Raw genomic sequence first — 25,987 nt, 5'->3', positions numbered from 1 at the left:
GAGGTAGCAAAAATGGAAACATACTTAGAGATCGAAACATTGATTAAGCGGATTTTCAATAGTTTTCGTCATGAAGTAGAAGCAGTGCTCGATAAAAGACTGAGTGGTAGTGAGTACAGGGTTTTGAGTTTAATTTCGAGTGGACTTACGAAAACATCAGAATTAGCAAAAACGCTTGATGTTTCAGCTAGTCATATTACCGCCATTACTGATACTTTAGTCGAAGAACAATTTATTACCCGTCATCGCTCTGAAGTAGACCGCCGAATTATTGAATTAAAATTAACACCAAAAGCCGAGGAATTCGTTAAAGAAATTGATAAAAAGAAAAAAGAAATGATCGTAAAAAGATTTGCTGTATTTTCCGAGTATGAGCAAGCAGAGTTTCGCAAACTCCTAAAAAAATTAGCAGATGGATCAATTAAATAATAAACAAATCCCGTAGTTTTAAAAGACTGCGGGATTTTTTTGTCCATTTTACTTTACAAGAAAACAATTCTTCGTTATACTTTATTCTAAAGTTGCTCTAAGGAAACATTTTTAGCTAAGAGTAAAAATTAGTCTTGAAGGAAAAGGGTGGTTCATATGAAAATTCAAGGTTTAACAATCGCTTACAAGCAAAAAGTGGCAATAGATAATGTCACACTTCAAATAGCATCAGGAAAATTAACAGGAATTGTTGGTCCAAATGGAGCTGGAAAATCTACTCTATTAAAAGGAATGATGGGTTTAATCCCACGTGAAGAAGGTCAAGTAACATTAGAAGATAAGCCACTTTCTTATTGGAGAAAGAAAATCGCTTATGTACCTCAACGTAGTGAAGTGGATTTAACTTTCCCAATTACGGTATTTGATATGGTATTACTTGGTACTTATCCGGCACTTGGGTTAATAAAGCGTCCTGGCAAAAAAGAAAAACAACTAGCATTAGATGCTTTAGAGCAAGTGGAAATGACAGGATTTCTGAAAAGACAAATCGGAGAGCTATCTGGTGGACAATTGCAACGTGTTTTTATTGCACGTGCCCTTGCCCAACATGCGGAAATTTTCTTTCTAGATGAACCATTTGCTGGAATTGATATGACGAGTGAAGCGCTCATTATGAAATTATTAAAAAAACTAAGAGACAATGGAAAAACAATCGTTGTCGTTCACCATGACTTTCATAAAGTGGCCGCATATTTTGACGATATTATTTTACTCAACAAAAAATTAGTGGCGCACGGTCCAGTAGAACAAACATTTACGGAAGATAAAATTAAATTTGCTTATGGTGATGCGCCGGTAGCATTTCAAGCGGGGGTGTAGTGAAGTTGTTTTTAGAAGGTTTAATGCAATATAGTTTTTTACAAAAAGCACTGATTACTTCTGTGACAGTTGGAATTGTGTCAGGAGTCATCGGTAGTTTTATCATTTTACGTGGAATGTCACTAATGGGAGATGCGATTTCACATGCAGTTTTGCCAGGTGTAGCGATTTCTTACATGATGGGAATGAATTTCTTTATTGGAGCTGCAACATTTGGTATTGCAGCAGCACTCGGAATTGGTTTTGTGAATCAAAAAAGTCGTATAAAAAATGATACAGCAATTGGCATAGTCTTTAGCGCATTTTTCGCACTCGGAATAATCTTAATTTCTTTTGCGAAAAGTAGTACGGACTTGTATCATATTTTATTTGGAAATGTGCTCGCAGTTAGAAGTTCGGATATGTGGATGACGATTATTATAGCGATACTAGTAATTTCGTTAGTCGCCCTTTTTTATAAAGAATTTTTAGTGAGTTCATTTGATCCAGTGATGGCAGAAGCATATGGGTTAAATGTGAAATTTTTGCACTATTTTTTAATGTTACTCTTGACGCTTGTGACAGTTTCAGCATTACAAACAGTTGGGATTATTTTAGTAGTAGCTATGTTAATTACACCTGCTGCAACAGCCTATCTACTGACAAATAAATTATCAAAAATGATTGTTTTAGCTTCCACATTTGGTGCAATAAGCGCAATTGTCGGTCTTTACTTTAGTTATATTTTTAACTTAGCATCAGGTGCTGCAATGGTTTTAGTTGCAACGGTTATTTTCTTTATTGCCTTTTTATTCGCCCCAAAACAAGGATTAATATTTTCTAAAAAGAAGGAGGTAGTCGAATGAAAAAAATAATAGTTATGGCATTTCTCGCATTAGTAGTTGTACTTGCGGGGTGTTCTAGTCAAAATAACGATACAAAAAAAGCAAATGGCAAACTAAATGTGGTTGCAACCTATTCGATTTTAGCCGATATAGTTAAAAATGTAGGTGGGGACAAGATTGAGCTTCATAGCATTGTGCCAGTTGGGGTGGATCCGCATGAATACGATCCATTGCCAGCCAATATCCAAAGTGCAGCAGATGCAGACCTAATTTTTTATAATGGGTTAAATTTGGAAACGGGAAATGGTTGGTTTGACCGCATGCTTGAAACTGCTGATAAATCAAGAGACGACAAGGATCAAGTAGTGGAACTAAGTAAAGGAGTCAAACCAAAATATTTAACCGAAAAAGGAAAAACTTCTGAAACTGATCCGCATGCTTGGCTGGATTTGCACAATGGGATTTTGTATACAGAAAATGTACGGGATGCCCTTGTCAAAGCTGATCCAGATAATGCTAGTTTTTATAAAGATAATGCTAAAAAATATATCGCTAAACTAGCTGCGTTAGACAAAGAAGCAAAACAAAAATTTGCTGATTTACCAGATAATCAAAAAACATTAGTAACAAGCGAAGGCGCATTTAAATATTTTGCTGCTCGTTATGGCTTAAAAGCTGCGTACATTTGGGAAATAAATACAGAAAGTCAAGGAACACCCGACCAAATGAAACGGATAGTTGGTATTGTGAAAAAAGAAAAAGTGCCCAATTTATTTGTGGAAACGAGTGTCGATCCACGCAGTATGGAAAGTGTGTCAAAAGAAACCGGTGTACCAATATTCGCAAAAATTTTCACAGATTCCACAGCGAAAAAAGGGCAGGAAGGTGACACATATTTGGACATGATGCGTTACAATCTGGATAAAATTCATGATGGTTTAGCCAAATAAAAAAAAGCAGAGATTAGCTCGAAATCTCTGCTTTTTTTGCCTGTAATGAAAGTTTGTGTTCTGTTTTGCGAACTCGAATGGATAAAATAAATGCGGCGATAAACAGTCCCGTACTTAAACCTATCCAGTAACCAAATGGCCCTAAATTTGTAAACGATAAACCATAACCTACCGGAAGTCCAATCAACCAATAGGAGATAAAGGCAACAACGGAAGTAACCGTAACATCTTTATATCCCCTTAATGCTCCTAGAACTGGAGATAACACAGCATCCGCGAATTGGAAGAGTATCGCATAAACTAAGAAATGCTTAATTAGCTCAATTAATTCTATATCATTCGTGTAAAAGCCAGCGATGATATCTCGGAAGAAAAACAGTATTGCACCGTTAATAAATCCAATTAAAATTGCAGCAGTCATGCCGATATGCCGATATTGTTTAGCATCTTTTAACCGTTTAGCTCCGGTTTCATAGCCACCAAGAATGGTTAGTGTAGAAGCGACACTAAGCGGAAAGGCATAGAGCAATGTACAAACACTATTTGCTGATTGATGAGCGGCAATCGTTTCTGTCCCAAAAGCGCCCATTAAAATTGTCACAGCTGAAAAAATACTCGTTTCAAATAAAATGGTTAGACCATTCGGAACGCCAATCCCGATAATTTCCTTTATTTTGGAGAAATGAAGTGCAGTAAAGCCTTTAAAAATGTCAAATTTGCGTAATCTAGTTTGCGTTTGGATTAAAATCACGCTAACTAAAACGACTAGCCAATAAGTAATCCCCGTTGCGTAACCACTACCAGCGCCACCCATTTCCGGGAAACCAAAGTTCCCAAAAATAAAGCAATAATTTAAAAAGATATTAAAGGGAACGGTACAAAGTGTAATAAGCATTGTCACTCTGGTTAAACCAAGCGAATCAATAAAAGAACGTAAAATCGCTGAAATAAAAAAAGCGGGAATTCCAATACAAATCCCATTTAAAAAATGGCGAGCAATATGCGCTACTTCTGCTGTAACAGGCATATGTGTCAAAATCATAGGAACGACCATAAAATTAATAAGAATTAAAATAAAAGCTAACAATAATGCGATATATAGGCCGTTATGCACTGTGTTTTTGACTTCTTTTTCTTTTTTTGCACCGATTAACTGGGCAATAATAGGGGTAATTGCCATCAGTAAACCGGAAAAAGCAGCATTCACGGGAGCCCAAAAGGAACTACCAATTGCCACACCAGCAAGCGCCTGATTCGAATAATTTCCACTCATAGTTGTATCGAAAAACGTCATGGAGAAAAGTGTGAGTTGGGTAATTACTATTGGTGTAAATATTGTTAAAAATTGTTTCCATTTTGCTCCATATGTGACTGTTTGTTGCAAGTAATCATCTCCTTTTTGTATCCATTCAGATTATAGCATAAATTAAGTGAACTGGTAGTCTAACCAAAAAACTTTTCCTTTCGTATATTTACTATCTTTGTTATAATAAAGTTCTGTGGCAGGGGCAATACTCTGCGGGTTGGGAGAGGGACAATTTCATAATGAGGAAAAAGTATGCAGAAATTTTTCAACAAAGTATTTCGGCTGAACGAGCATAAAACCAATATCCGGACTGAATTTTTGGCTGGAATGATTGGCTTTTTTACGGTGGCATATATTATTGTTGTCAATAGTTCGATTTTAGCCGAGGCTGGAGTTCCTTATCAAGGAGCAGTCCTTGCGACGATTTTTATTTCGGCGTTAGGTTGTTTGATTATGGGATTTTGGGCAAATGCACCACTTATTCTAATGCCGGGAATGGGGATTAATGCGCTTTTCGCTTATAACCTCGTGCAAGGGATGGGACTAAGTTGGCAGGTTGCGCTTGCTGCTGTTACAATGAGTGGCTTACTATTTATGATTCTTGCGTTTACACCACTTGCAGGAAAATTAAATGAAGCTATCCCGCTCATTTTAAAACAAGCGATTACGGTGGGATTAGGAATATTCTTAATCTTCCTAGGGCTTGAAAAAGGCGGAATTGTAACAAGCGGAAAACATGCCATTATTGCCGTTGGGGATTTAAGTGATCCATTTGTTTTAGCTACGCTTGTAACACTTCTACTTACAATGATTCTAGTTATTCGGAAAATTCCAGGTGCATTTTTATGGAGTTTAATCATCGGAACGGCTGTTGGGATGATGTTCGGTGTCGCTGGGAAAATTGGCGGGGCTTCTATGAGTGTTGCACCGTGGAGTGATGTACTCTTTCAAGCTGATTTTTCTGGAATGGCGAGTGTGAGTTTTTGGAGTGCAGTCTTCACGATGACGATGGTGATTGTGTTTGAAACAGTTGGCCTAACAAACGGACAAGTAAGGCAACTGAAACAAACCGAAAAATTACCTCGTATTTTAAAAGCTAGCTCACTAACTGCCTTTTTATCAGGCCTATTTGGTACAAGCCCAACTATCTCTGCGCTTGAAAGTGGTTCGATGTTTGCGAGTGGAGCAAAAACAGGCCTAGCAACAATAACGACAGGTATATTCTTCATCGCTTCCCTTTTCTTGATGCCAGTATTATCTTTTATTCCTAACAGTGCCATTGCGCCTATTTTAATAGTTATTGGGATGTCAATGTTACAAGAATTTAAAGAAATGGATTTATCCAATGCGGCAGAAACTTTTTCAGCACTATTGATTATTGTATTAATCCCGCTGACATATAGTATTGCAGACGGAATTGCGGCTGGGTTTATTGCGTATCCAATTCTTCGTGCTTTCACGAAAAATAAAGAACGTACTTCCCCAATCATGTATGTAATTGCAGCTTTATTTTTGCTTCAATTTATCATACAATAACAAAGAAGTAATGCGCTCTTGCTGTATTTACGGGAGAGCGCGTACTTTTTATTTAACTGATGTGAAAAGAGGGTTCGAAAAAATGTATTATTATCTAATCACCCTAGCCGTAATTGCGCTAGATCAATTAACTAAGTGGTTTGTTGTTCAAAATATGGAAATTGGACAAAAAATAGAAGTTATTCCTGGTTTCTTATACTGGACAAGCTATCGTAATGACGGAGCAGCTTGGAGTATTTTAGAAGGGCATATGTGGTTTTTCTATCTTATTACAGTAATTGTTATTGGAATTATAATTTATATTATGCAAAAATATGCCAAAGGAAAGCGACTATTTTCCATTAGTTTAGCGTTTATTCTAGGTGGTGCGATTGGTAATTTTATCGACCGGGTATTGCATCAAGAAGTAGTAGATTTTGTACAAACAGTATGGGGAAATTATTACTTTCCAATTTTTAATGTGGCAGATGCCTCGCTTTCAGTTGGTGTCGTACTAATGCTCGTGTATGTTTTTGTAGACGACCGCAAAACGAAAGGAATTAAATAATGCAGAATGAAACATTGATTATAGAAGAAAGTCATGCGCGTGAACGTGTGGATAAAGTGATTGCTGAAATGATGGGAAAAAGTCGTTCAGCGATACAACTTATGCTAAAAAACGGTGATATTACCGTAAACGGAGAACTTGCTAAGCCCAATTACAAAGTGCAAGTAGGCGACGAAATTCATTATGAAATTCGCGAACCAGAGGAACTGGAAGTATTAGCGGAAGATATTCCCCTAGATATTTACTTTGAAGATAAAGATATGCTTGTGGTAAATAAACCTGAAGGAATGGTTGTTCATCCATCAGCTGGCCATGCAAGTGGTACACTCGTGAATGCTTTACTGTTCCACTGTGACGATTTATCTGGTATTAACGGCAAAATCCGACCAGGTATTGTCCACAGAATTGATAAAGATACATCGGGATTATTAATGGTAGCGAAAAATGATCATGCCCATGAATCGCTTGCCAAACAATTAAAAGACAAAACTTCTGATCGAGAATATATCGCACTTGTTCACGGCGACATTGTCCATCAAAAAGGAACGATTGAAGCACCTATTGGCCGAGCAAAAGAAGATCGTCAAAAAATGGCAGTCGTGCGTGATGGTAAAGAAGCAAGAACACATTTCGAAGTTTTAGAACGCTTGCCAGGTTATACGCTTATTAATTGTAAACTTGATACTGGACGTACGCATCAAATCCGTGTACATCTGAAATACATCGGACATCCTTTAGCAGGAGATCCAAAATATGGTCCTAAAAACACGATTAAAGGCAACGGTCAATATCTTCATGCCGCAAAATTAGGATTCGATCATCCAACAACAAATGAGCGAATGACTTTTGAAGCACCACTTCCAGCATCCTTCGAAAAAGCACTGAAATCATTACGACAAGAAGATTAAAAAAGAAGCAAGTAACGAAACTAAAACTCGTTACTTGCTTCTTTTTCTTTTATAAGCGCTCTAGTTGCCTGACGTAATGTGGGGAAAATTTGAATACCTTTTGGATGTTTCATATGGCTATTGATCATGATTTTTGCAGTTTCGGGCTGCATTCCGGTAACAATAGGCGTAACACCAACTAACTTTAATGATTCAAAAAATTGATTGATATATTCGCCAATATGTCGAGATTCAAGTTGCATCCCAGATAAATCAATAATTAAGTAGCTTACAGGTTGATCGGAAGTTTCAAATAAGGCGCTTTCAATTATTTGCTGTGCTCGTATTTCGGTCATCGTTCCTGATAAAGGCAAAAGAAAAACTTGTTCAGCAATACGGATTAATTTAGTAGAGTTCTTAATCATTTGGTTTTCTTTTTGTTGCATTAATTCTTCTGTTGCAATGGTGTAACCTTCAATTAGATTTTGAGTGAAATTACTAAATACTTCATGAAGAGTCATATTAAATTCATATAAATCTTGGTAATTTGTAGAGGTATTAGTCACTTCTAATGCGTATTCAAGCATAAATTTCTCTAATAAACGAATATGAAATAAAATGTGCGATATCCCTAAAGAAGTAATAAATTGTGCTTTTCCTAGTTCACGAGCAAAAGTATTCATTTGTTGTTTTTCTTCTTTCATTCCAATAAATAAATTATCTAAAACAAGTCTTGTTTCGTCTTTTAGGCGGGTATCGTTTTTAAGGGTAAAAATATAAGGATCATCCACAGATACATAATATGAAAGCCACTCTTTCACGATGATTTCTTTTTGTTGTACTAAATGATTCATAATAGTCATTTTAGCTCCACCTCTTAAGTACTTGATTATAAGCAACTAAATCATAGCACAAAGATAATTAAAAAAGGAATGATTTCCAAAGGCTATCCCTTTTTTAAAATCTATATATGTATAAAATGTGAAAACTTAAAAAAGACCACAAAAAAAGAATCATCTTCTTGGTGATTCTTCTGTTTCTTACTATAAAGATATCCTTTTTTTGTTTTGGTTTGTTTGGAACTTAAATCAAGTAGCGCAAACGGACTTCGTTTTATTTCTGGATTTAAATGACCCGCGCGAACTAACTTTTGGCGTTTCTTTTTTGCTTTAGATGTAGCCATATGTTTGGCCTCCTTTATTTTAGTACAACTAGTATAACATGTTTTTTATTTTTATGTTTGACAAGGAGCGTTCTTTCGGGTAAGATGAGTCTAATGAAATAAAGTCCTTTAACATAGTCCAGAGAGGCTAAGAAGGTGACGATAATTTGACGGGATTATTCTATACCCGTACGCGTTCCCTTGCTTATACTGGCAGAGGGTTATTTTTTTGCACAAAAGGAGAGATTTCGGATGCAAAAACAAGTAGTTGTTATGGATGAGGCGGCAATCAAACGCGCACTCACTCGTGTTAGTTACGAAATCATCGAGCGAAACAAAGGTACAAAAGATCTTGCACTTGTTGGTATTAAGACGCGTGGTATTTATCTTGCAGAACGATTGCATACACGGATACTTGAAATCGAAGGTATGGATGTTCCAGTTGGGGATATTGACATTACACTTTACCGAGATGATTTATCCTACAAAGATGATGACACTCGCGAGCCAGCAGTTCACGGAACGAACATTCCATTTGATATTAATGGAAAAAAAGTTGTGCTTGTAGATGATGTGCTTTACACTGGTCGAACAGTGCGTGCCGCAATGGACGCATTAATGGATGTAGGAAGACCAGCACAAATTCACCTTGCAGTACTTGCTGACCGGGGGCATAGGGAATTACCTATCCGGGCAGACTACGTTGGAAAAAACATTCCAACATCTGCAAATGAGCGAGTTGAAGTTCGTTTAACTGATGTGGATCATGCGGAAGATGCGGTAATTATTAACAAAAATGAATAACAATGTAACACTTTTTTAAAAGCAGTCCTGTGAGGCTGACAAAGAGTGATTAATTTCTATATATTTAGGGGATTATTCTATACTCTTTGTCGACACAGACAAGGGGTATTTTTTATGAAGAAAGAGGGAAGAAAATGACAGAAACGACAGAAACAGTGACAAAACCAGTACTAGATATACATGAAAAACCAAGCTTTAATAAATGGATTATTCTTAGCATTCAGCACCTTTTCACTATGTTTGGCTCTACTATCTTTGTGCCAAGTGTGACAGGGTTAAGCCCGGGGGTAGCGCTTGTATCTAGCGGACTCGGGACACTTGCTTATCTAGGAATTACACGTGGAAAAATACCTGCATATCTAGGTTCATCATTTACCTTCATTGCACCAATCACCGCATTACTTGCAGCAAAATCTGGCGGAGGTCCTGGCGCTGTAATGGTTGGTACTTTTTCAGTCGGTGTTGTGTACGCGATTGTTTCTTTGATTGTTTACTACGCTGGTGTGGACTGGATTCAAAAAGTGTTACCACCAATTGTTGTTGGACCAGTAATTATGGTCATTGGTTTGTCGCTTGCTCCAAGTGCAGCTGCGATGGCGATGGGAACAAACAAAGGCGCTTATGATTTGAAAACATTAGGAGTAGCACTTATCACGCTTCTAGCAACCATAATAGCGATGATGTTTTTCAAAGGGTTTATGGGTTTGATTCCGATTTTGTTTGGCTTCACAGTAGGTTATTTAACTAGTATGGCATTTGGAATGGTAGACTACACTTTAATCAAAAATGCCTCGTTTTTCCAAATACCAGATTTTAGTATTCCATTTGTGAATATTGATCCAGTCATTACCGTTACAGTTGTTCTTAGTATGGCGCCTCTTGCGTTTGTAACGATGGCAGAACATATGGGACATCAATTACTTCTTAACCGAATTACGAATAAAAACTTTTTTAAAGACCCTGGACTTCACCGTTCCTTGCTTGCGGATGGTACTGCTTCGATTATCGCATCGCTAATCGGTGGACCTCCTGTTACAACATATGGCGAAAATATTGGCGTCTTAGCAATTACAAAAGTATATAGCGTGTTTGTTATCGGAGGAGCGGCAGTCTTCGCTATCCTCTTCGGATTTATTGGCTACATTAATGCAGTTATCACCTCAGTCCCAACAGCAGTTCTAGGCGGAATTTCCCTGCTACTCTTTGGGGTGATTGCGACAAGTGGACTTCGAATGATGATTGAAAATAAAATTGATTTAAGTAGCAACCGTAATATGATTATTGCTTCTGTTGTACTAGTAGTCGGGATTGGTGGACTTACTATTAAATCTGGTACATTTGAACTTCCGGGTATGGCAATGGCAGCAATAGTTGGGATTATCTTAAACTTAATATTACCAGCCAAACATAAATCAGCATAACACATGACAAAAAACCTCTGCAGACAAAAAAATCACAGAGGTTTTTGTATAAATTGAATGAGAAAAGGTGGCGCTTTGAATGAAAAATTTGTTGTCAATGGAAGCATTAACTGTCCATGAAATCGAGCATTTATTAGAGCAGGCGGCACAGTTTAAACACGGGAAGAAAGCCACTTTTAAAGAGCAGACTTTTGCGGTGAATATGTTTTTTGAACCGAGTACAAGAACACATACGAGTTTTGAAGTAGCGGAAAAAAAGTTAGGTGTGGAAGTCATTTCCTTTGATGCCTCGAGTTCTAGTATGACAAAAGGGGAAACGCTCTACGATACACTGCTGACAATGCAGGCTGTCGGGGTTAATGTCGCGGTGATTAGACATTCAGATGAAAACTACTATGCAGGACTTGAAAATCTAGATATTGCTATCGTAAACGGCGGGGACGGCTGCGGGGAACATCCAAGTCAATCACTGCTAGATTTATTCACGATAAAAGAACAATTTGGTACTTTTCAAGGATTGAAAATAGCCATTGTTGGTGATATTCGTCATAGTCGGGTAGCCAATTCAAACATGAAAGTTCTGAAAAGACTTGGAGCAGAGTTGTTTTTCTCAGGACCAAGAGAATGGTTTGATGATAGTTACTTAGCGTATGGGACGTACTTATCTATCGATGAGATGGTTGAAAAGGTTGATGTGATGATGCTTTTACGTGTACAACATGAGCGCCACAGCGGCACAGAACGATTTACGAAAGCAAGCTACCACGAAAAATTTGGTTTGACGGAAGAACGGGCGATGAAGTTAAAAGAAGATGCAATCATCATGCACCCAAGTCCGGTAAATCGCGATGTAGAAATTGCTGATAGTTTAGTAGAAAGCGAAAAATCACGCATTGTTACACAAATGACAAATGGCGTTTTTATAAGGATGGCAATTTTGGAAGTAATTTTAAAAGAAAAGAGCAGGAGGGCGAAAGTATGTACGTATTAAAAAATGGACAAATTTTAAATGAATCAGGCGAACTCGAGAACAAAGATGTTCTTATTCAAAATGGTAAAGTCAACTTGATTGCAGATTCGATTGAGGTAACAAGTGGTGAGGAATTTGACGCCACAGGTAAGCTAATTGCACCAGGCTTTATCGACGTCCATGTACATCTTCGTGAGCCAGGCGGGGAACATAAGGAAACTATTTTGACAGGAACGAAAGCGGCAGCACGTGGTGGTTATACGACAATTTGCTCGATGCCTAATACAAAACCGGTTCCAGATTCCAAAGAAGTAATGGAAAGATTACAAGCGAAAATTAAAGAAACAGCAGAGGTTCGTGTTTTACCGTACGCATCAATTACAACAAGTCTTGGAACGGACGAACTAGTAGATTTTGAAGCTTTAAAAGAAGCAGGCGCATTTGCTTTCACAGATGATGGGGTTGGCGTGCAATTAGCTGGAACAATGTATGAGGCGATGAAGCGAGCGGCGGCACTAGATATGGCAATTGTGGCTCACTGCGAAGATAACTCACTTATTTACGGCGGTGTTGTCCATGATGGGATTTTTGCTGAAAGAGAAGGCTTGAAAGGTATTCCAAATATTGCTGAGTCGGTTCAAATTGCGAGGGACGTTTTGTTAGCGGAAGCGGCGGGCTGTCACTATCATGTTTGCCATATTTCTACAAAAGAATCTGTTCGGGTTGTACGAGATGCGAAACGGGCCGGAATTCGCGTTACTGCAGAAGTTTCCCCACATCACTTAATTTTAGACGAAGAAGCTATTCCAGGAAATGATGGTCAGTGGAAAATGAATCCACCACTTCGGAGCAAAGCTGATCGGGCGGCGCTTTTAGAAGGATTACTTGATGGGACCATTGATTTTATTGCAACAGACCATGCCCCACACGCAGCGGAAGAAAAAAATGTGCCGATGGAGCAAGCGGCATTCGGAATTGTAGGTCTAGAAACAGCATTCCCATTACTGTATACACATTTTGTTCAAACGAATGAATGGACATTAAAACAGCTAATTGACTGGATGACGGTGAAACCAGCAGAATGCTTTAAACTACCATATGGCAAACTAGAAGAAGGTACAACAGCGGATATCGTTGTGCTTGATTTAGAAAAAGAAGCTACCATTGACCCAGACACTTTTTATTCAAAAGGAAAAAATACACCATTCGTTGGAGAAACGTGTATCGGCTGGCCAGTGGCGACGTTTGTAGAAGGAACACTTGTATACAAGGAGGGGGAAAGCAAATGACAAAACGAATTTTAATGCTAGAAGATGGCAATTATTTTATCGGGGACGCGATTGGTAGTGAAAAAGAAACTATAGGAGAAGTTGTTTTTAATACAGGAATGACAGGTTATCAAGAAACAATCACAGATCCTTCCTATTACGGTCAGATTATTACTTTCACCTATCCACTCGTTGGGAATTATGGAGTGAATCGCGACGATTTTGAATCCATCAATCCAGCTGTCAAAGGCGTTGTAGTGCGGGAAGCTGCTGAATTTCCTTCTAACTGGCGCAATCAAATGACATTAAATGAATTTTTGAAAGAAAAAGGTATTCCCGGAATTGCGGGGATTGATACGCGTAAATTAACGAAACTAATCCGTAAAGAAGGGACATTGAAAGGCATTTTAGCAGCAGAAACAGCTAATAAAGAAGAATTGTTACACCATTTGCGTTCAGTTCGTTTGCCGGTTGACCAAGTGCATGAAGTTTCCTCGGCTAAAGCATTTGCAAGCCCAGGTGGTGGTAAACGAGTCGTGCTAGTTGATTACGGTGTGAAAAGCTCGATTTTACGTGAATTAAATAAACGTAATTGCTATGTGACAGTTGTTCCATACAATACAACAGCCGAAGAAATTCTTGCAATGCACCCAGATGGCGTAATGTTATCAAATGGACCTGGGGATCCAAAAGATGTTCCAGAAGCACTAGAAATGATTCGTGGTATTCAAGGTAAACTACCATTATTTGGAATCTGCTTAGGGCATCAACTGTTTGCACTTGCGAACGGAGCAGATACATTTAAGTTGAAATTCGGTCACCGTGGTGCGAATCATCCGGTAAAAGAACTAGCTACAGGACGAGTGGACTTCACTGCCCAAAATCACGGTTATGCAGTAGAAAAAGAATCGCTAATTGGAACTGATTTAAAAGTAACGCATATTGAATTAAATGATGAAACGGTAGAAGGACTGGCACACAAGGAATATCAAGCATATACAGTACAGTATCATCCAGAAGCAAATCCAGGGCCAAGTGATGTAAATTACTTATTTGATGAATTTATGGAAATGATGAATGGGAAAGAGGAGAGTGAAATCCATGCCTAAACGTGACGATATAAAAACAATTCTTGTAATCGGTTCTGGCCCAATTGTTATCGGACAAGCAGCGGAGTTTGATTATGCGGGAACACAAGCTTGCCTGAGTTTGAAAGAAGAAGGTTACCGAGTGGTTTTAGTGAACTCGAACCCAGCGACGATTATGACGGATGCCGAAATGGCGGACAAAGTATACATTGAGCCAATTACCCTTGATTTTGTATCGCGCATCATTCGTAAAGAGCGCCCAGATGCCATTTTACCAACGCTTGGAGGACAAACGGGGCTGAATATGGCAATGGAACTTTCTGCTGCTGGAATCTTGGATGAATGTAACGTAGAAGTACTTGGAACGGATTTAACAGCGATAAAAAAAGCGGAAGACCGCGAAGCATTTCGTGATTTGATGAATGAACTTGGGGAACCAGTGCCAGAAAGCGATATTATTCATAATTTGGACGAAGCTTATAGTTTTGTCGAACGAATTGGTTATCCGGTTATCGTTCGTCCAGCTTATACGCTTGGTGGTTCTGGTGGTGGGATTTGTCACAATGAACAAGAATTAATCGAAACTGTGACGAGTGGTTTAAAACTTAGTCCAGTTACACAATGTTTATTAGAAAAAAGTATTGCTGGCTTTAAAGAAGTGGAATATGAAGTCATGCGTGATGCGAACAATAATGCCATGGTGGTTTGTAATATGGAGAATATTGACCCAGTTGGCATACATACAGGAGATTCGATTGTTGTCGCACCAAGTCAAACACTTTCCGACCGCGAATATCAACTGCTACGAGATGTATCATTAAAAATTATTCGCGCGCTTGAAATTGAAGGCGGCTGTAACGTTCAGCTGGCACTTGATCCGGATAGTTATAATTACTATGTTATCGAAGTAAACCCACGTGTGAGTCGTTCTTCTGCGCTAGCTTCCAAAGCGACGGGCTATCCAATTGCAAAACTAGCAGCAAAAATCGCTGTTGGTTTGACGCTAGATGAAGTTAGAAATCCAGTGACAGGAACAACTTTTGCTCATTTTGAACCAACACTTGATTATGTTGTTGCTAAAATTCCACGCTTTGCTTTCGACAAATTTGAACAAGCGGATCGTCGTCTTGGAACACAAATGAAAGCGACAGGAGAAGTAATGGCAATCGGTCGTTCCTGGGAAGAAGCGCTTTTAAAAGCAGTGCGCTCACTAGAAGTCGGTGCTGACCACTTATTACTAGAGGAAGCGGAGAATGCAGACGAAGAAACTTTAGAACGTAAAATTTGTTTCCCAGAAGATGATCGTTTATTCTTTCTCGCAGCAGCCTTGCGACGTGGGCAAACAATCGAACAACTCCACGAGAAAACAAAAATAGATTTATTTTTCCTATACAAATTAAGCAAATCAATTGAACTAGAAAATCGTGTGAAAGAAAATCCGCAAAATGAAGCGATTTTAGCAGAAGCAAAACGGGCAGGATTTTCCGACGCTTTCCTTGCAACTTGTTGGAATATAGACGAACAAGCGATTTATGACTTACGCAAAGCGCAAAATCTTTTTCCTGTATATAAAATGGTTGATACGTGCGCAGCTGAATTTGAATCGACCACACCTTACTTCTATAGCACTTACGAAGAGGAAAATGAGTCAACACGCTCAGCAAAAGAAAGTGTGATTGTCCTTGGATCGGGTCCGATTCGGATTGGACAAGGTGTCGAATTCGACTATGCGACTGTACATTCGGTATGGGCAATTCAACAAGCAGGTTATGAAGCAATCATCATCAATAATAATCCAGAAACAGTTTCGACGGACTTTAGTATTTCGGACAAATTATATTTTGAACCACTGACATTAGAAGATGTGATGCACGTAATTGAAATTGAGCAGCCACTAGGGGTTGTTGTACAATTTGGTGGACAAACGGCTATTAACTTAGCGGATGGATTAGCTAAAAGAGGCGTTAAAATTCTTGGTACAAGTTTAGAAGATACGGATCGCGCGGAAAATCGTGATGCTTTTGAAAAAGCGCTAGAAATCTTACAAATCCCGCAACCAGCTGGGAAAACGGCCACTTCAGTAGAAGAAGCAATCAAAGTAGCAACTGATATTGGCTATCCGGTTTTAGTACGCCCATCCTATGTTCTTGGTGGTCGAGCAATGGAAATTGTAGAGTCAGAAGAAGCGTTAAAACATTATATGACAAACGCTGTAAAAGTAAATCCGAAACACCCCGTTTTAGTAGACCGTTATGTTAGCGGCCAAGAAGTAGAAGTGGATGCCATCAGTGACGGCGAAAATGTGCTAATTCCAGGAATTATGGAACACATTGAGCGCGCAGGTGTTCATTCAGGCGACTCGATTGCTGTTTATCCAGCACAACGATTAAGCCAGCAGGTGAAAAATACGATTGTGGATTATACGACAAGACTAGCAACTGGCTTAAATATTATCGGTATGCTTAACATCCAATACGTGGTAGATGGCGAAGAAGTTTTCGTCATTGAAGTAAATCCACGTTCCAGTCGAACAGCACCATTTTTAAGTAAAATTACGGAAATTCCAATGGCAAATGTGGCGACGAGAGTGATTTTAGGAGAGAACTTAATCGACCTAGGCTACACGCCAGGACTTGCACCAGAAAAACAAGAAATTTTTGTAAAAGTACCAGTGTTCTCTTTCGCAAAATTACGTAGTGTCGACACATCACTTGGACCTGAAATGAAATCAACAGGAGAAGTTATGGGGAAAGATGTGACGCTTGAAAAAGCACTCTATAAAGGCTTTGTAGCGAGCGGGACAACGATGCATGATTATGGAACGGTACTTCTAACAGTAGCTGACCGTGATAAAAAAGAAGCAGTTGAACTAGCGAAAAGATTTAATCGAATTGGGTTTACCATTATGGCGACAAAAGGAACAGCCAGCACTTTAGAAGAAGCAGAAATTCCTGTTTCGCAAGTGAAAAAAATTGGTGAAAATCAAGAAACACTAATTGATTATATTCGAAACGGCCAAGTAACTCTCGTTGTAAATACTTTAACTACAGGAAAACGTCCAGAACGAGATGGTTTCCAAATTCGTCGCGAATCCGTCGAAAATGGTATCCCAGTATGTACATCGCTCGATACAGCAGAAGCTATCTTGCGTGTACTTGAATCACGCTCTTTTGAACTAGAATCCATGAATGCCAGTGAAGTGAAGCAACCTAAAGTACGAGTTTAAATAGAAGAAACGGGGGTGGAACCGTGTTACAGACGGAAATGAAAGTCATTCAGCAAACCGAAATTGCAGATAAGGTATACGAACTAATTTTATCAGGAGAATGTGTAATGGATATGTCGCCGGGACAGTTTTTAATGCTGAAACCGAGTCGTTCTGATTTGCTTATGAGACGACCGATAAGTATTTGTTCTTATGATAAATCAGCCCAAACATGTATCCTGTTATACCGAGTTGAAGGAGATGGAACGGAAGATTTCAGCAAACTTTCAAGTGATGATACTATCGATGTGTTAGGTCCGCTTGGAAAAGGTTTTGATATTGACCGGACTCCTGAACCAAAAACCGCTCTTTTAATTGGGGGCGGAATCGGTGTTCCTCCTATGTATCAACTTGGTAAAGAGTTAGCTGGAAAAGGCGTACAAGTAACGTTTGTAAATGGGTTCCAATCTGCGAAAGATAGTTTTTATGAAAAAGAAATGACCAAATATGGCACGGTTCATATTGCGACAGTGGACGGCACGCTTGGAACGCAAGGTTTTGTCACAGATATTACAAAAAACTTCCTAGAAGAACCAGATGTCATCTACAGTTGCGGACCAAAAGCGATGCTCGAAGCAGTCAAAGCCAGTTTTCCAGAAACAAAAACGTATCTATCATTAGAAGAACGGATGGCTTGCGGTATTGGGGCATGTTACGCATGTGTTTGTCCAAAAGCAGATGATAGAAACAAGCAATTTAAAGTTTGCGAAGACGGCCCAGTCTTTCGTGCAGATGAGGTGAGCTTATGAATCGATTGGCTGTAGAAATTCCCGGATTATCGCTCAAAAATCCCATTATGCCAGCATCAGGATGTTTTGGTTTTGGACAAGAATATAGTAAGTATTATGATTTAAATAAACTCGGTGCGATTATGGCTAAAGCTGTCACACCAGAACCTAGACTTGGAAATCCTACGCCACGTGTAGCAGAAACAGCGAGCGGAATGCTTAATGCTATCGGTTTGCAAAATCCAGGACTGGAACATGTATTAGCCCATGAACTTCCATTTTTAGAACAATTTGAAACGCCGATTATCGCTAATGTGGCGGGGGCAACGGAGGACGATTATGTTGAAGTTTGCTCCCGAATTGGTGAGTCCAAAGCAGTGAAAGCAATCGAACTCAATATTTCGTGTCCAAATGTAAAACACGGCGGTATCGCATTCGGAACAGACCCAGAAGTAGCGCATCGTTTAACTAAAGCGGTGAAAAGTGTTGCAAGTGTGCCTGTTTACGTGAAATTATCACCGAATGTAGCGGACATTGTTTCCATCGCGCAAGCTATTGAAGCGGCGGGTGCAGATGGGCTCACAATGATTAATACTTTGCTCGGTATGCGTATTGATTTAAAAACAAGAAAACCAATTATTGCAAATGGAACAGGTGGACTTTCTGGTCCAGCGATTAAACCAGTGGCTATCCGAATGATTCATCAAGTTCGTTCTGTAAGCAATATTCCTATCATTGGCATGGGCGGCGTGCAAACAGTTGATGATGTACTAGAATTCTTAATTGCAGGAGCAGATGCAGTCGCAGTAGGAACGATGAATTTTACCGACCCATTTATTTGTCCAAAATTAATTACCGAACTTCCAATACGAATGGATGAACTTGGCATTTCTTCCCTACAAGAACTTAAAAAGGAGCGAGCAAACCAATGAATAAACCAATTATCGCGCTAGATTTCCAAACTTATGAAGAAGTAGAGACTTTTCTAGCCAATTTTTCCGGAGAATCTTTATCTGTAAAAGTAGGCATGGAACTTTTTTATAGCAACGGTCCAATTATTGTTGAAAAAATAAAACAGCAGAATCATGCCATTTTTCTAGATTTAAAACTCCACGATATCCCCAATACGGTCAAAAGTGCAATGATTAGTTTGGCGAAATTAGGCGTGGATATGGTTAATGTACATGCGGCTGGTGGGAAAAAAATGATGGAATTTGCTCGTGAAGGTTTAGAAATAGGAGCTGGTAGTGGAAAACGTCCCAAACTGATTGCAGTGACTCAGCTTACTAGTACAAGTGAAGCAGCTATGCAAACGGAACAAATAGTAAAAGCAAGCCTTCTAGAATCCGTACTACATTATAGTGATTTAACGAAACAAGCGGGACTAGATGGGGTAGTTTGCTCTGCACTGGAAGCGGAAGAGATTAGACTGCAAAATGGGGAGGATTTTTTACGAGTAACACCGGGAATTCGACTACTAAGTGATGCAGCCAATGACCAAATCCGTGTTGTCACACCTGAAAAAGCTCGTGTCATTGGATCTACAAATATTGTTGTTGGTCGTTCTATTACCCGAGCGAATGACCCAGTCAAAGCCTATAATCAAGTTTTAAAGGAGTGGAATGTATGAGTATTGAAAAACAAGTAGCCGAACAATTATTAGAAATCAAAGCAGTCTTTTTAAAACCAAATGATCCATTCACTTGGGCTTCAGGAATTAAATCCCCTATTTATTGTGATAATCGCTTAACATTAGGTTTTCCAAAAGTCCGCCAATTTATTGCCGAATCACTGGCAGAAAAAATTAAAGAAACATTTGGCGAAGTAGATGTTGTTGCAGGCACCGCGACCGCTGGAATTCCGCATGCCGCATGGGTAAGTGATTTACTTGATCTACCAATGGTCTATGTGCGCTCAAAAGCAAAAGAACATGGTAAAGGAAACCAAATCGAAGGACTCATCGCGAAAGGTCAAAAAGTAGTCGTGATTGAAGACTTGATTTCGACAGGCGGAAGCTCTTTAAAAGCGGTAGAAGCTTTAGAGGAAGCGGGAGCAGAAGTGCTTGGAATCGCAGCAATCTTTACATATGGTTTAGATAAAGGGAAAAAATTATTAGCAGAATCGAATACAAAATTAATTACATTAACAAACTACGATGAGCTAATTGAAGTAGCTTTAAATAAAGATTATGTAACAGCAGAAGATATGGCGACATTAAAAGAATGGAAGAAAAGTCCAGAAAACTGGGGCAAATAAAAAAGAGAAGTTCACCATTTTTGGAGGTGAACTTCTCTTTTTTTATTAATATACTTTGTAAGTTTCGCCAGTTTGGGCGCCAAAAACACTTTTTTCAAAAGCATGTGCGACTTTGGCAGCTGGGACTGGAACGAACCCTTGGAAAAATGATTCTAGTTTGTCCCAAGACTCTTCTAAAACATTTGGACTTACTGTGTTAATCCGAATTCCGCGTGGCATCTCAATCGCAGCGGATTTGGCAAAAGCAGTAACCGCACCATTTGCCATTGCAGCAGAGGCCCCTTGAACGATTGGGTCTTCCATCATAATACCAGTAGTGAGTGTAAAACTCCCATTATCATTCAATGAGTTCATTCCAAGTAAAACTAAATTAATTTGACCACCTAGTTTACTACTAATTGTCACAGCATTTTTCTCTGGAGTTAATTCCGCTAAAGGGGAAAAAGTGGCGCTCCCAGTTGCTGACACAATCGCGTCTATCTTTCCAACCTGTTCATACATTTTTTTGATACTATCGACACTCGTAATATCCACCGTTACATCGCCACTATGTCTGCCAGCAGTAATCACTTCCGCTTTTTTCTCCAAACGTTCTTTCACCGCAGAACCAAGCGTACCAGAAGCCCCAATTAATAAAATTTTCATTTGTTTATCATCCTTCCAAAATGTAATGTCCATTAATCTGTACCCTAAAAAAAGAAAGCAAAAACGGCTCCATGGAGGAACCGTTAATTTTTCAACCCTAACACAAGTTTTTCATTGGGCGTAACAAAATAAGTCGTTTGATTATCGTAAATAACATAACCAGGTTTGGCGCCATTTGGTTTTTTAACATGTTTTACTAAGGTGCCATCGACTGGAACGGTGGCGGATAGACGTGCTTTTGAGTAATAGGCGGCAATCATCGCGGCCTCTGTAATCGACGCGTCATCAGGGTTGCTTGATTGAATTACCACGTGCGAACCAGGTAAATCTTTCACATGGAACCAGTATTCATTATTTCGAGCTAATTTATTTGTTAAATAATCATTTTGTTTATTGTTTTTCCCCACCAAAATCGATAAGCCTGTTGAAGAGGTATATTTTTCTGGTGCTGGTAAAGTGGCTTTTTTACGACTGCCTTTTTTCTGTTTGTAACGAAGATATCCTTGTTCAGCAAGTTCTTGACGGATTTCTTCCACATCTTGCGGGCCAGATGTTTCTAGCTGTGACTCAACAGATTCTAAATAAGTAATTTCTTCTTTTGTGAGCGCGATTTGTTCTTTTACTACTTCGACGGCATTGCGCAGTTTTTGATAACGGCTGAAATAACTTTGCGCATTGGCGGATGGGGTTTTCCTCGAATCAAGTGGAATAGTCATTTTTTTCATCTCATCGTAAAAATTTTCTACGGTGATTTCTTCCATTCCGCGCTCCATTAAATGTAAATTGGCTGTTAAAAGTTCCCCTTGTACTCGGTAAACATCTGCTTTTTCTGTTTCGAGTAAAGTGTTTTCAAGCTTTTCGATTTTCAGTCTACTACGAGCGAGTTCATTGGATAATAGTTTTTCTAAATCATGCGCGAATTGGTGGACACGATCACGACGCGCTTTACCAATATAAAAATGGTCCAAAAGAGAACTTAAATTAGCAAATTCGGTTGTTTCTGCATCAATATGACGGAGCGGGAAGAAGTAGTAATCTTCTTTATTTTGAATGCGCCATTCGTTTGGAACTGCTGAACTTCCTAGATGCTCATTCACAAGCCCAATCACTTCAAAAAAGGCTGTGACAAGAGAATCTGCGGTTAAATTCCCCGCACGAAAAACAATTTCACGAGCGAATAGCGGACTAAATCCTGCAAAATTTTGCACAAGCTGTTTATCGATTCGACCTGCTTGAAAATCCAGTCTATCTAGTAATTGCTCTGCAGTAACCTCGAAAGGATTTAATTTATCTGTTGTTGGAGGTAGCACATAAGTCGCTCCTGGCAAAAGTGTTCGGTAACTATTTTGTGCTGGGGAAACGTGCTTAATACAATCAACAATCACGTTTTTTGCACGATCAACAAGTGTAATATTACTATGTCGTCCCATAATTTCTACAAATAAATCACAAAATCGATTTTCGCCGATATCATCTTTACCGCGAATACTAAATTGTAAAATCCGTTCATTTGGAAGTTGTGTAATCGATTCAATAATTGCGCCTTCTAAATATTTCCTAAGTAGCATACAAAACATTGGTGGTGTTGCTGGATTCTCAGGGATATCATCTGTCCACTGAATCCGCGCATAACTAGGATGCGAAGAAATAAGCAGACGTTTATTTTCACGATTTTTTCGGATATATAAAACAAGTTCATGCGAAAACGGTTGGTGGATTTTCATAATACGTCCACTTTCTCCGTGTTCGGCAAGTTCTTCGGTTATTGCTTTTAAAAACATTGCATCAAACGCCATGAGTTTTTCATTCCTTTATGAGTTAGTTACTTTCTATTTTAACATACATTCTGAAAATGTATTGTATGCAGGGAGTAGCTTTGGTATAATAAGAAGTCAGAACAAATTTCAAGTAATCTTACTGGAAACTTTAAGAGATGAAAGGTGTCTTGCCAAATGGTGAAAAGCATGACGGGATTTGGACGTGCCACAAAAGAGTTTGAATCGTTCAAAGTAACCATTGAATTAAAAGCAGTCAACCACCGCTACTCCGAATTTCTTTTTCGGATGCCTAAGCAGCTCGCGTACTTAGAAGGAAAATTAAAAAAGACAATAAGTAAGCAAATTAAACGTGGTAGAATGGAATGTTTCTTTTCCATCACAGGAGAGCAAATTTCAAAACGGGCTTTACATATTGACTGGGACCTCGCAGATAGCTATTACCGTTTTATCAAACAAGCAAGCGCTAGATATGAATTAAAAGATTTGCCAACTACTGCGGACTTACTTCAAGAACAAGCCTATCTTTCTATTGAAGAAGAAGTAGAAGCAAGTAGTGATTTAGAACGATTAGTTTTGGAAACACTTGCCCGTGCAACGGAACGACTAGATGAAATGAGAAGTATGGAAGGAGCAGAATTACTGCTTTATTTCAAACAGCATCTTAGTGCAATTGAGAAAAGCTTGGAAATCATTCAAGCAGAAATTCCAAACACAGAAAAATACTATCAAGAAAAATTGGAAACCCGTTTACAAAACGTTGTGGGGGAACAATTTGATCCTAGTATCGTTCTTACCGAAGTCGCTTTACTACTTGAAAAAGCAGATATTAACGAAGAAGTTGAACGAACAAAGAGCCATTTAAAGCAATTTTATGGTATTATATTACTCGAAGAACCAATTGGTCGGAAGCTGGATTTTCTTATTCAAGAGATGAACCGCGAAGTCAACACGATTGGATCAAAAGCAAGTTCTCTAAAAATCACTGAACAAGTGGTGGAAATGAAAACGACGCTAGAAAAAATTCGAGAACAAGTGCAAAATGTGGAATGATATCGGAGGGGAAATGATGACAGAAAGAGGACTGTTAATTGTACTTTCAGGTCCATCTGGAGTAGGTAAAGGAACGGTTCGGGAAGCTGTTTTTAAAGATCCGGAAACAAGTTTTGATTATTCTATTTCTATGACAACGCGTCTTCCTCGTGAAGGCGAACAAGACGGAGTCGATTATTATTTTCGTTCGCGAGAAGTTTTTGAACAAGCTATCCAAGATGGGAAAATGTTAGAATATGCAGAGTATGTCGGTAACTACTACGGCACTCCGCTTGAATATGTCGAGGAAAAACTAGCCGCAGGGGTGGATATTTTTCTCGAAATTGAAGTGCAAGGAGCAATGCAAGTTCGAAAAGCGATGCCAGAAGGAATTTTCATTTTCTTAACGCCACCAGATTTATCCGAACTTAAAAACCGGATTATCGGTCGCGGCACAGAATCGATGGAAGTTGTTGAGGAACGCATGGAAACAGCGAAGAAAGAAATCGAAATGATGGCGTCTTATGATTATGCTGTGGTGAATGATGTGGTATCAAAAGCCGTACAGAAAATCAAAGGCATCGTCGAAACAGAACACTTAAAAACTGAGCGAGTAATTCATCGCTACAAAAAAATGTTGGAGGGATTACAATGATGTTATATCCATCAATTGATAATTTATTGCTAAAAATCGACTCAAAATATTCGCTAGTTACTGTGGCTGCCAAACGTGCACGTTACATGCAACTGGAAAATGATAAAGGTGTACTTCCGAGCTATCAATCTGACAAATTTGTCGGTAAAGCATTAGAAGAAATTCATGCTGGGAAATTAGTTTTAAAAAACGACGAGAAATAAGCTTAACTGCTCCGCTTCATTGCGGGGCTTTTTTGTTAGCTATATAGATTATAAAAATAAGCAAAAATCTAGTTTCTTCCTAGTTTTGTCCTGTCCTAATTTAAGGTATAATGGAATTAATGATTTTTCATATTAAAATGAGGTGACTTATCGATGCAAGGAAAAAATATTTTACTCGCAGTGTCTGGTGGCATTGCTGTCTATAAAGCAGTTGCACTTACAAGTAAATTAACGCAAGCGGGGGCAAACGTCAAAGTCATGATGACCGAACACGCACAAGAATTTGTTCCGCCACTTTCATTTCAAGTATTATCTAAAAATGATGTATATACCAATACATTTGACGAAAAAAAATCTAACGTGGTCGCGCATATCGATTTAGCAGATTGGGCAGATTTAGTTATTGTTGCACCTGCAACTGCAAATATCATTGGTAAAATGGCAAATGGGATTGCAGATGATATGATAACAACAACTATTCTGGCAACAGAAGCGCCAGTTTGGGTCGCACCAGCAATGAATGTCCATATGATTCAGCATCCAGCAGTCATTCGGAATATTAACAGACTATATGCTGATGGTGTTCGTTTCATTGAACCAGAAGAAGGTTATCTGGCTTGTGGTTATGTTGGGCGTGGACGTCTCGAAGAACCTGAAAAAATCGTTCTCCGTATTGCGGAATTCTTTCAAGAGGATAAAGATTTACTCCTAGGCAAAAATATTCTAGTGACCGCTGGAGCAACTCGTGAAAAATTAGATCCAGTACGCTATTTTACCAATCATTCTACTGGAAAAATGGGATTTAGTATTGCAGAATCGGCAGCTCGTCATGGTGCGAAAGTTACGCTTGTTACTACAAGTAAAGCACTTCCCGTACCACCTGGCGTAGAAGCTTTATATGTGGAATCAGCGGAAGAAATGTACCAAGCTGTTAGTGAACATGAAGCGGCTCAAGATATCTTTGTAATGACTGCAGCAGTTGCTGACTACACACCAGCAAAAGTTTCCGACCAAAAAATTAAAAAACAGCCTGGCGATTTTACGGTTGAAATGAAACGAACAAAAGATATTTTACTCGAAATCGGTCAAAATAAATCAGCAAATCAAGTAGTAATTGGTTTTGCTGCCGAAACAGAAAATTTAGAAGAAAATGCACTCAAAAAACTAACGTCCAAAAATGCCGATATGATTGTCGCAAACAATATCAGCGAAGCAGGCGCCGGTTTTTCTGTAGATACAAATATCGTGACTTTTTACCGAAAAGATGGATCTAATAAGGCGTTACCAATATTAGATAAAAAAGAAGTTGCTGAACATATCATTCAAGAAGCCGCTAACCTTTTAAGGAAGTGAACAA

The 25,987-nt window shown here is 38.8% G+C and carries 25 protein-coding genes and 1 pseudogene; 21 read left to right on the top strand and 5 right to left on the bottom strand.

What is annotated here, in order from left to right; translation table 11 throughout:
* Positions 1–12 precede the first annotated feature (12 nt).
* From LWE_RS09530 to LWE_RS09515, 4 genes are all read left to right on the top strand, one after another.
* Positions 13–429: a MarR family winged helix-turn-helix transcriptional regulator gene (locus LWE_RS09530; protein ID WP_011702639.1), complete on the top strand. Its 417-nt coding sequence runs from the start codon at positions 13–15 to the stop codon at positions 427–429.
* Between the two features lie 156 nt (positions 430–585).
* A complete protein-coding gene (locus LWE_RS09525) occupies positions 586–1,308 on the top strand; it encodes a metal ABC transporter ATP-binding protein (RefSeq protein WP_011702638.1) in 723 nt (240 codons plus the stop codon).
* A 23-nt stretch (positions 1,309–1,331) separates the two neighbouring features.
* Positions 1,332–2,153 (top strand): metal ABC transporter permease, encoded by an 822-nt coding sequence (locus LWE_RS09520; RefSeq protein ID WP_041176443.1) that lies wholly within the window; start codon positions 1,332–1,334, stop codon positions 2,151–2,153.
* Positions 2,150–3,082, top strand: coding sequence for a metal ABC transporter substrate-binding protein (locus tag LWE_RS09515; protein ID WP_011702636.1), 933 nt, complete (start codon positions 2,150–2,152; stop codon positions 3,080–3,082). Before LWE_RS09520 ends, LWE_RS09515 begins: the two co-directional genes overlap by 4 nt.
* A 13-nt stretch (positions 3,083–3,095) precedes the next feature.
* Here LWE_RS09515 and LWE_RS09510 read toward each other — a convergent pair whose 3' ends face one another.
* On the bottom strand, positions 3,096–4,466 hold the full coding sequence (locus LWE_RS09510; RefSeq protein ID WP_011702635.1) for an MATE family efflux transporter: 1,371 nt from the start codon (positions 4,464–4,466) through the stop codon (positions 3,096–3,098).
* 174 nt (positions 4,467–4,640) lie between these two features.
* On the opposite strand from LWE_RS09510, the gene LWE_RS09505 reads away from it, so the two are divergent.
* The 3 genes from LWE_RS09505 (at position 4,641) to LWE_RS09495 (ending at position 7,379) form a co-directional block, all read left to right on the top strand.
* Complete coding sequence (locus tag LWE_RS09505; RefSeq protein ID WP_011702634.1) at positions 4,641–5,924, top strand: NCS2 family permease; 1,284 nt, start codon at positions 4,641–4,643, stop codon at positions 5,922–5,924.
* A gap of 82 nt (positions 5,925–6,006) precedes the next feature.
* A complete protein-coding gene (gene lspA / locus LWE_RS09500) occupies positions 6,007–6,471 on the top strand; it encodes a signal peptidase II (RefSeq protein WP_011702633.1) in 465 nt (154 codons plus the stop codon).
* Positions 6,471–7,379 (top strand): RluA family pseudouridine synthase, encoded by a 909-nt coding sequence (locus LWE_RS09495; protein WP_011702632.1) that lies wholly within the window; start codon positions 6,471–6,473, stop codon positions 7,377–7,379. Before lspA ends, LWE_RS09495 begins: the two co-directional genes overlap by 1 nt.
* Positions 7,380–7,399: 20 nt before the next feature.
* On the opposite strand, the gene LWE_RS09490 is transcribed toward LWE_RS09495, so the two are convergent.
* Together LWE_RS09490 and LWE_RS09485 are read right to left on the bottom strand one after the other, a co-directional pair.
* Positions 7,400–8,221 carry an STAS domain-containing protein gene (locus LWE_RS09490; RefSeq protein ID WP_011702631.1) on the bottom strand — a complete coding sequence of 274 codons (822 nt, stop codon included), beginning with the start codon at positions 8,219–8,221 and terminating at the stop codon, positions 7,400–7,402.
* Positions 8,222–8,322: 101 nt separating this feature from the next.
* Positions 8,323–8,541, bottom strand: a complete 219-nt coding sequence (locus tag LWE_RS09485) for a hypothetical protein (protein ID WP_011702630.1) — start codon at positions 8,539–8,541, stop codon at positions 8,323–8,325.
* 231 nt (positions 8,542–8,772) lie between these two features.
* Here LWE_RS09485 and pyrR point away from each other — a divergent pair, with 231 nt between their 5' ends.
* The 10 genes and pseudogenes from pyrR (at position 8,773) to pyrE (ending at position 20,320) form a co-directional block, all read left to right on the top strand.
* Positions 8,773–9,324, top strand: a complete 552-nt coding sequence (gene pyrR, locus LWE_RS09480; RefSeq protein WP_011702629.1) for a bifunctional pyr operon transcriptional regulator/uracil phosphoribosyltransferase PyrR — start codon at positions 8,773–8,775, stop codon at positions 9,322–9,324.
* A 134-nt stretch (positions 9,325–9,458) separates the two neighbouring features.
* Entirely contained in the window at positions 9,459–10,745 is a 1,287-nt protein-coding gene (locus LWE_RS09475; RefSeq protein ID WP_011702628.1) for a solute carrier family 23 protein, read from the top strand.
* 79 nt (positions 10,746–10,824) lie between these two features.
* Complete coding sequence (locus tag LWE_RS09470) at positions 10,825–11,736, top strand: aspartate carbamoyltransferase catalytic subunit (protein ID WP_011702627.1); 912 nt, start codon at positions 10,825–10,827, stop codon at positions 11,734–11,736.
* Positions 11,724–13,004, top strand: a complete 1,281-nt coding sequence (locus LWE_RS09465) for a dihydroorotase (protein WP_011702626.1) — start codon at positions 11,724–11,726, stop codon at positions 13,002–13,004. The genes LWE_RS09470 and LWE_RS09465 overlap by 13 nt, the downstream gene beginning before the upstream one ends.
* Positions 13,001–14,092: a carbamoyl phosphate synthase small subunit gene (locus LWE_RS09460; RefSeq protein ID WP_011702625.1), complete on the top strand. Its 1,092-nt coding sequence runs from the start codon at positions 13,001–13,003 to the stop codon at positions 14,090–14,092. The genes LWE_RS09465 and LWE_RS09460 overlap by 4 nt, the downstream gene beginning before the upstream one ends.
* Positions 14,085–17,297: a carbamoyl-phosphate synthase large subunit gene (gene carB / locus LWE_RS09455; RefSeq protein ID WP_011702624.1), complete on the top strand. Its 3,213-nt coding sequence runs from the start codon at positions 14,085–14,087 to the stop codon at positions 17,295–17,297. Before LWE_RS09460 ends, carB begins: the two co-directional genes overlap by 8 nt.
* A gap of 20 nt (positions 17,298–17,317) precedes the next feature.
* Positions 17,318–18,085: pseudogene (locus LWE_RS09450) on the top strand (dihydroorotate dehydrogenase electron transfer subunit); the annotation flags it as partial.
* Positions 18,082–18,996, top strand: a complete 915-nt coding sequence (locus LWE_RS09445) for a dihydroorotate dehydrogenase (protein WP_011702622.1) — start codon at positions 18,082–18,084, stop codon at positions 18,994–18,996. The pseudogene LWE_RS09450 and the gene LWE_RS09445, both read left to right, overlap by 4 nt.
* The gene (gene pyrF, locus LWE_RS09440) at positions 18,993–19,694 is read left to right on the top strand and encodes an orotidine-5'-phosphate decarboxylase (RefSeq protein ID WP_011702621.1); all 702 of its coding nucleotides are present in this window, start codon (positions 18,993–18,995) and stop codon (positions 19,692–19,694) included. Before LWE_RS09445 ends, pyrF begins: the two co-directional genes overlap by 4 nt.
* Positions 19,691–20,320: an orotate phosphoribosyltransferase gene (gene pyrE / locus LWE_RS09435; RefSeq protein WP_011702620.1), complete on the top strand. Its 630-nt coding sequence runs from the start codon at positions 19,691–19,693 to the stop codon at positions 20,318–20,320. Before pyrF ends, pyrE begins: the two co-directional genes overlap by 4 nt.
* 45 nt (positions 20,321–20,365) lie before the next feature.
* Here pyrE and LWE_RS09430 read toward each other — a convergent pair whose 3' ends face one another.
* Together LWE_RS09430 and fbpA are read right to left on the bottom strand one after the other, a co-directional pair.
* On the bottom strand, positions 20,366–20,965 hold the full coding sequence (locus LWE_RS09430) for a short chain dehydrogenase (RefSeq protein ID WP_011702619.1): 600 nt from the start codon (positions 20,963–20,965) through the stop codon (positions 20,366–20,368).
* Positions 20,966–21,048: 83 nt separating this feature from the next.
* A complete protein-coding gene (gene fbpA, locus LWE_RS09425) occupies positions 21,049–22,761 on the bottom strand; it encodes an Rqc2 family fibronectin-binding protein FbpA (protein ID WP_011702618.1) in 1,713 nt (570 codons plus the stop codon).
* A gap of 156 nt (positions 22,762–22,917) precedes the next feature.
* Between fbpA and LWE_RS09420 the strand changes: the two genes are divergently transcribed.
* The 4 genes from LWE_RS09420 (at position 22,918) to coaBC (ending at position 25,983) form a co-directional block, all read left to right on the top strand.
* Positions 22,918–23,793 (top strand): YicC/YloC family endoribonuclease, encoded by an 876-nt coding sequence (locus LWE_RS09420; RefSeq protein WP_011702617.1) that lies wholly within the window; start codon positions 22,918–22,920, stop codon positions 23,791–23,793.
* 16 nt (positions 23,794–23,809) lie between these two features.
* Positions 23,810–24,427, top strand: coding sequence for a guanylate kinase (gmk, locus tag LWE_RS09415; protein ID WP_011702616.1), 618 nt, complete (start codon positions 23,810–23,812; stop codon positions 24,425–24,427).
* Positions 24,427–24,630, top strand: coding sequence for a DNA-directed RNA polymerase subunit omega (rpoZ, locus tag LWE_RS09410; RefSeq protein WP_011702615.1), 204 nt, complete (start codon positions 24,427–24,429; stop codon positions 24,628–24,630). The genes gmk and rpoZ overlap by 1 nt, the downstream gene beginning before the upstream one ends.
* Positions 24,631–24,783: 153 nt before the next feature.
* On the top strand, positions 24,784–25,983 hold the full coding sequence (gene coaBC, locus LWE_RS09405; RefSeq protein ID WP_011702614.1) for a bifunctional phosphopantothenoylcysteine decarboxylase/phosphopantothenate--cysteine ligase CoaBC: 1,200 nt from the start codon (positions 24,784–24,786) through the stop codon (positions 25,981–25,983).
* Positions 25,984–25,987: the final 4 nt, after the last annotated feature.

The sequence above is a fragment of the Listeria welshimeri serovar 6b str. SLCC5334 genome, assembly GCF_000060285.1.
GTDB lineage: Bacteria > Bacillota > Bacilli > Lactobacillales > Listeriaceae > Listeria > Listeria welshimeri.
Note: the sequence above shows the minus strand (reverse complement) of the source record. Positions and strands in the feature narration are given on the sequence as shown.

What these genes read in the sequence shown, in the direction of transcription:
- LWE_RS09530 (WP_011702639.1), top strand. Translation starts at nt 13, where the DNA reads ATGGAAACATACTTAGAGATCGAAACATTGATTAAGCGGATTTTCAAT.
- LWE_RS09525 (WP_011702638.1), top strand. Translation starts at nt 586, where the DNA reads ATGAAAATTCAAGGTTTAACAATCGCTTACAAGCAAAAAGTGGCAATA.
- LWE_RS09520 (WP_041176443.1), top strand. Translation starts at nt 1,332, where the DNA reads ATGCAATATAGTTTTTTACAAAAAGCACTGATTACTTCTGTGACAGTT.
- LWE_RS09515 (WP_011702636.1), top strand. Translation starts at nt 2,150, where the DNA reads ATGAAAAAAATAATAGTTATGGCATTTCTCGCATTAGTAGTTGTACTT.
- LWE_RS09505 (WP_011702634.1), top strand. Translation starts at nt 4,641, where the DNA reads ATGCAGAAATTTTTCAACAAAGTATTTCGGCTGAACGAGCATAAAACC.
- lspA (WP_011702633.1), top strand. Translation starts at nt 6,007, where the DNA reads ATGTATTATTATCTAATCACCCTAGCCGTAATTGCGCTAGATCAATTA.
- LWE_RS09495 (WP_011702632.1), top strand. Translation starts at nt 6,471, where the DNA reads ATGCAGAATGAAACATTGATTATAGAAGAAAGTCATGCGCGTGAACGT.
- LWE_RS09490 (WP_011702631.1), bottom strand. Translation starts at nt 8,221, where the DNA reads ATGACTATTATGAATCATTTAGTACAACAAAAAGAAATCATCGTGAAA.
- LWE_RS09485 (WP_011702630.1), bottom strand. Translation starts at nt 8,541, where the DNA reads ATGGCTACATCTAAAGCAAAAAAGAAACGCCAAAAGTTAGTTCGCGCG.
- pyrR (WP_011702629.1), top strand. Translation starts at nt 8,773, where the DNA reads ATGCAAAAACAAGTAGTTGTTATGGATGAGGCGGCAATCAAACGCGCA.
- LWE_RS09475 (WP_011702628.1), top strand. Translation starts at nt 9,459, where the DNA reads ATGACAGAAACGACAGAAACAGTGACAAAACCAGTACTAGATATACAT.
- LWE_RS09470 (WP_011702627.1), top strand. Translation starts at nt 10,825, where the DNA reads ATGAAAAATTTGTTGTCAATGGAAGCATTAACTGTCCATGAAATCGAG.
- LWE_RS09465 (WP_011702626.1), top strand. Translation starts at nt 11,724, where the DNA reads ATGTACGTATTAAAAAATGGACAAATTTTAAATGAATCAGGCGAACTC.
- LWE_RS09460 (WP_011702625.1), top strand. Translation starts at nt 13,001, where the DNA reads ATGACAAAACGAATTTTAATGCTAGAAGATGGCAATTATTTTATCGGG.
- carB (WP_011702624.1), top strand. Translation starts at nt 14,085, where the DNA reads ATGCCTAAACGTGACGATATAAAAACAATTCTTGTAATCGGTTCTGGC.
- LWE_RS09445 (WP_011702622.1), top strand. Translation starts at nt 18,082, where the DNA reads ATGAATCGATTGGCTGTAGAAATTCCCGGATTATCGCTCAAAAATCCC.
- pyrF (WP_011702621.1), top strand. Translation starts at nt 18,993, where the DNA reads ATGAATAAACCAATTATCGCGCTAGATTTCCAAACTTATGAAGAAGTA.
- pyrE (WP_011702620.1), top strand. Translation starts at nt 19,691, where the DNA reads ATGAGTATTGAAAAACAAGTAGCCGAACAATTATTAGAAATCAAAGCA.
- LWE_RS09430 (WP_011702619.1), bottom strand. Translation starts at nt 20,965, where the DNA reads ATGAAAATTTTATTAATTGGGGCTTCTGGTACGCTTGGTTCTGCGGTG.
- fbpA (WP_011702618.1), bottom strand. Translation starts at nt 22,761, where the DNA reads ATGGCGTTTGATGCAATGTTTTTAAAAGCAATAACCGAAGAACTTGCC.
- LWE_RS09420 (WP_011702617.1), top strand. Translation starts at nt 22,918, where the DNA reads ATGGTGAAAAGCATGACGGGATTTGGACGTGCCACAAAAGAGTTTGAA.
- gmk (WP_011702616.1), top strand. Translation starts at nt 23,810, where the DNA reads ATGACAGAAAGAGGACTGTTAATTGTACTTTCAGGTCCATCTGGAGTA.
- rpoZ (WP_011702615.1), top strand. Translation starts at nt 24,427, where the DNA reads ATGTTATATCCATCAATTGATAATTTATTGCTAAAAATCGACTCAAAA.
- coaBC (WP_011702614.1), top strand. Translation starts at nt 24,784, where the DNA reads ATGCAAGGAAAAAATATTTTACTCGCAGTGTCTGGTGGCATTGCTGTC.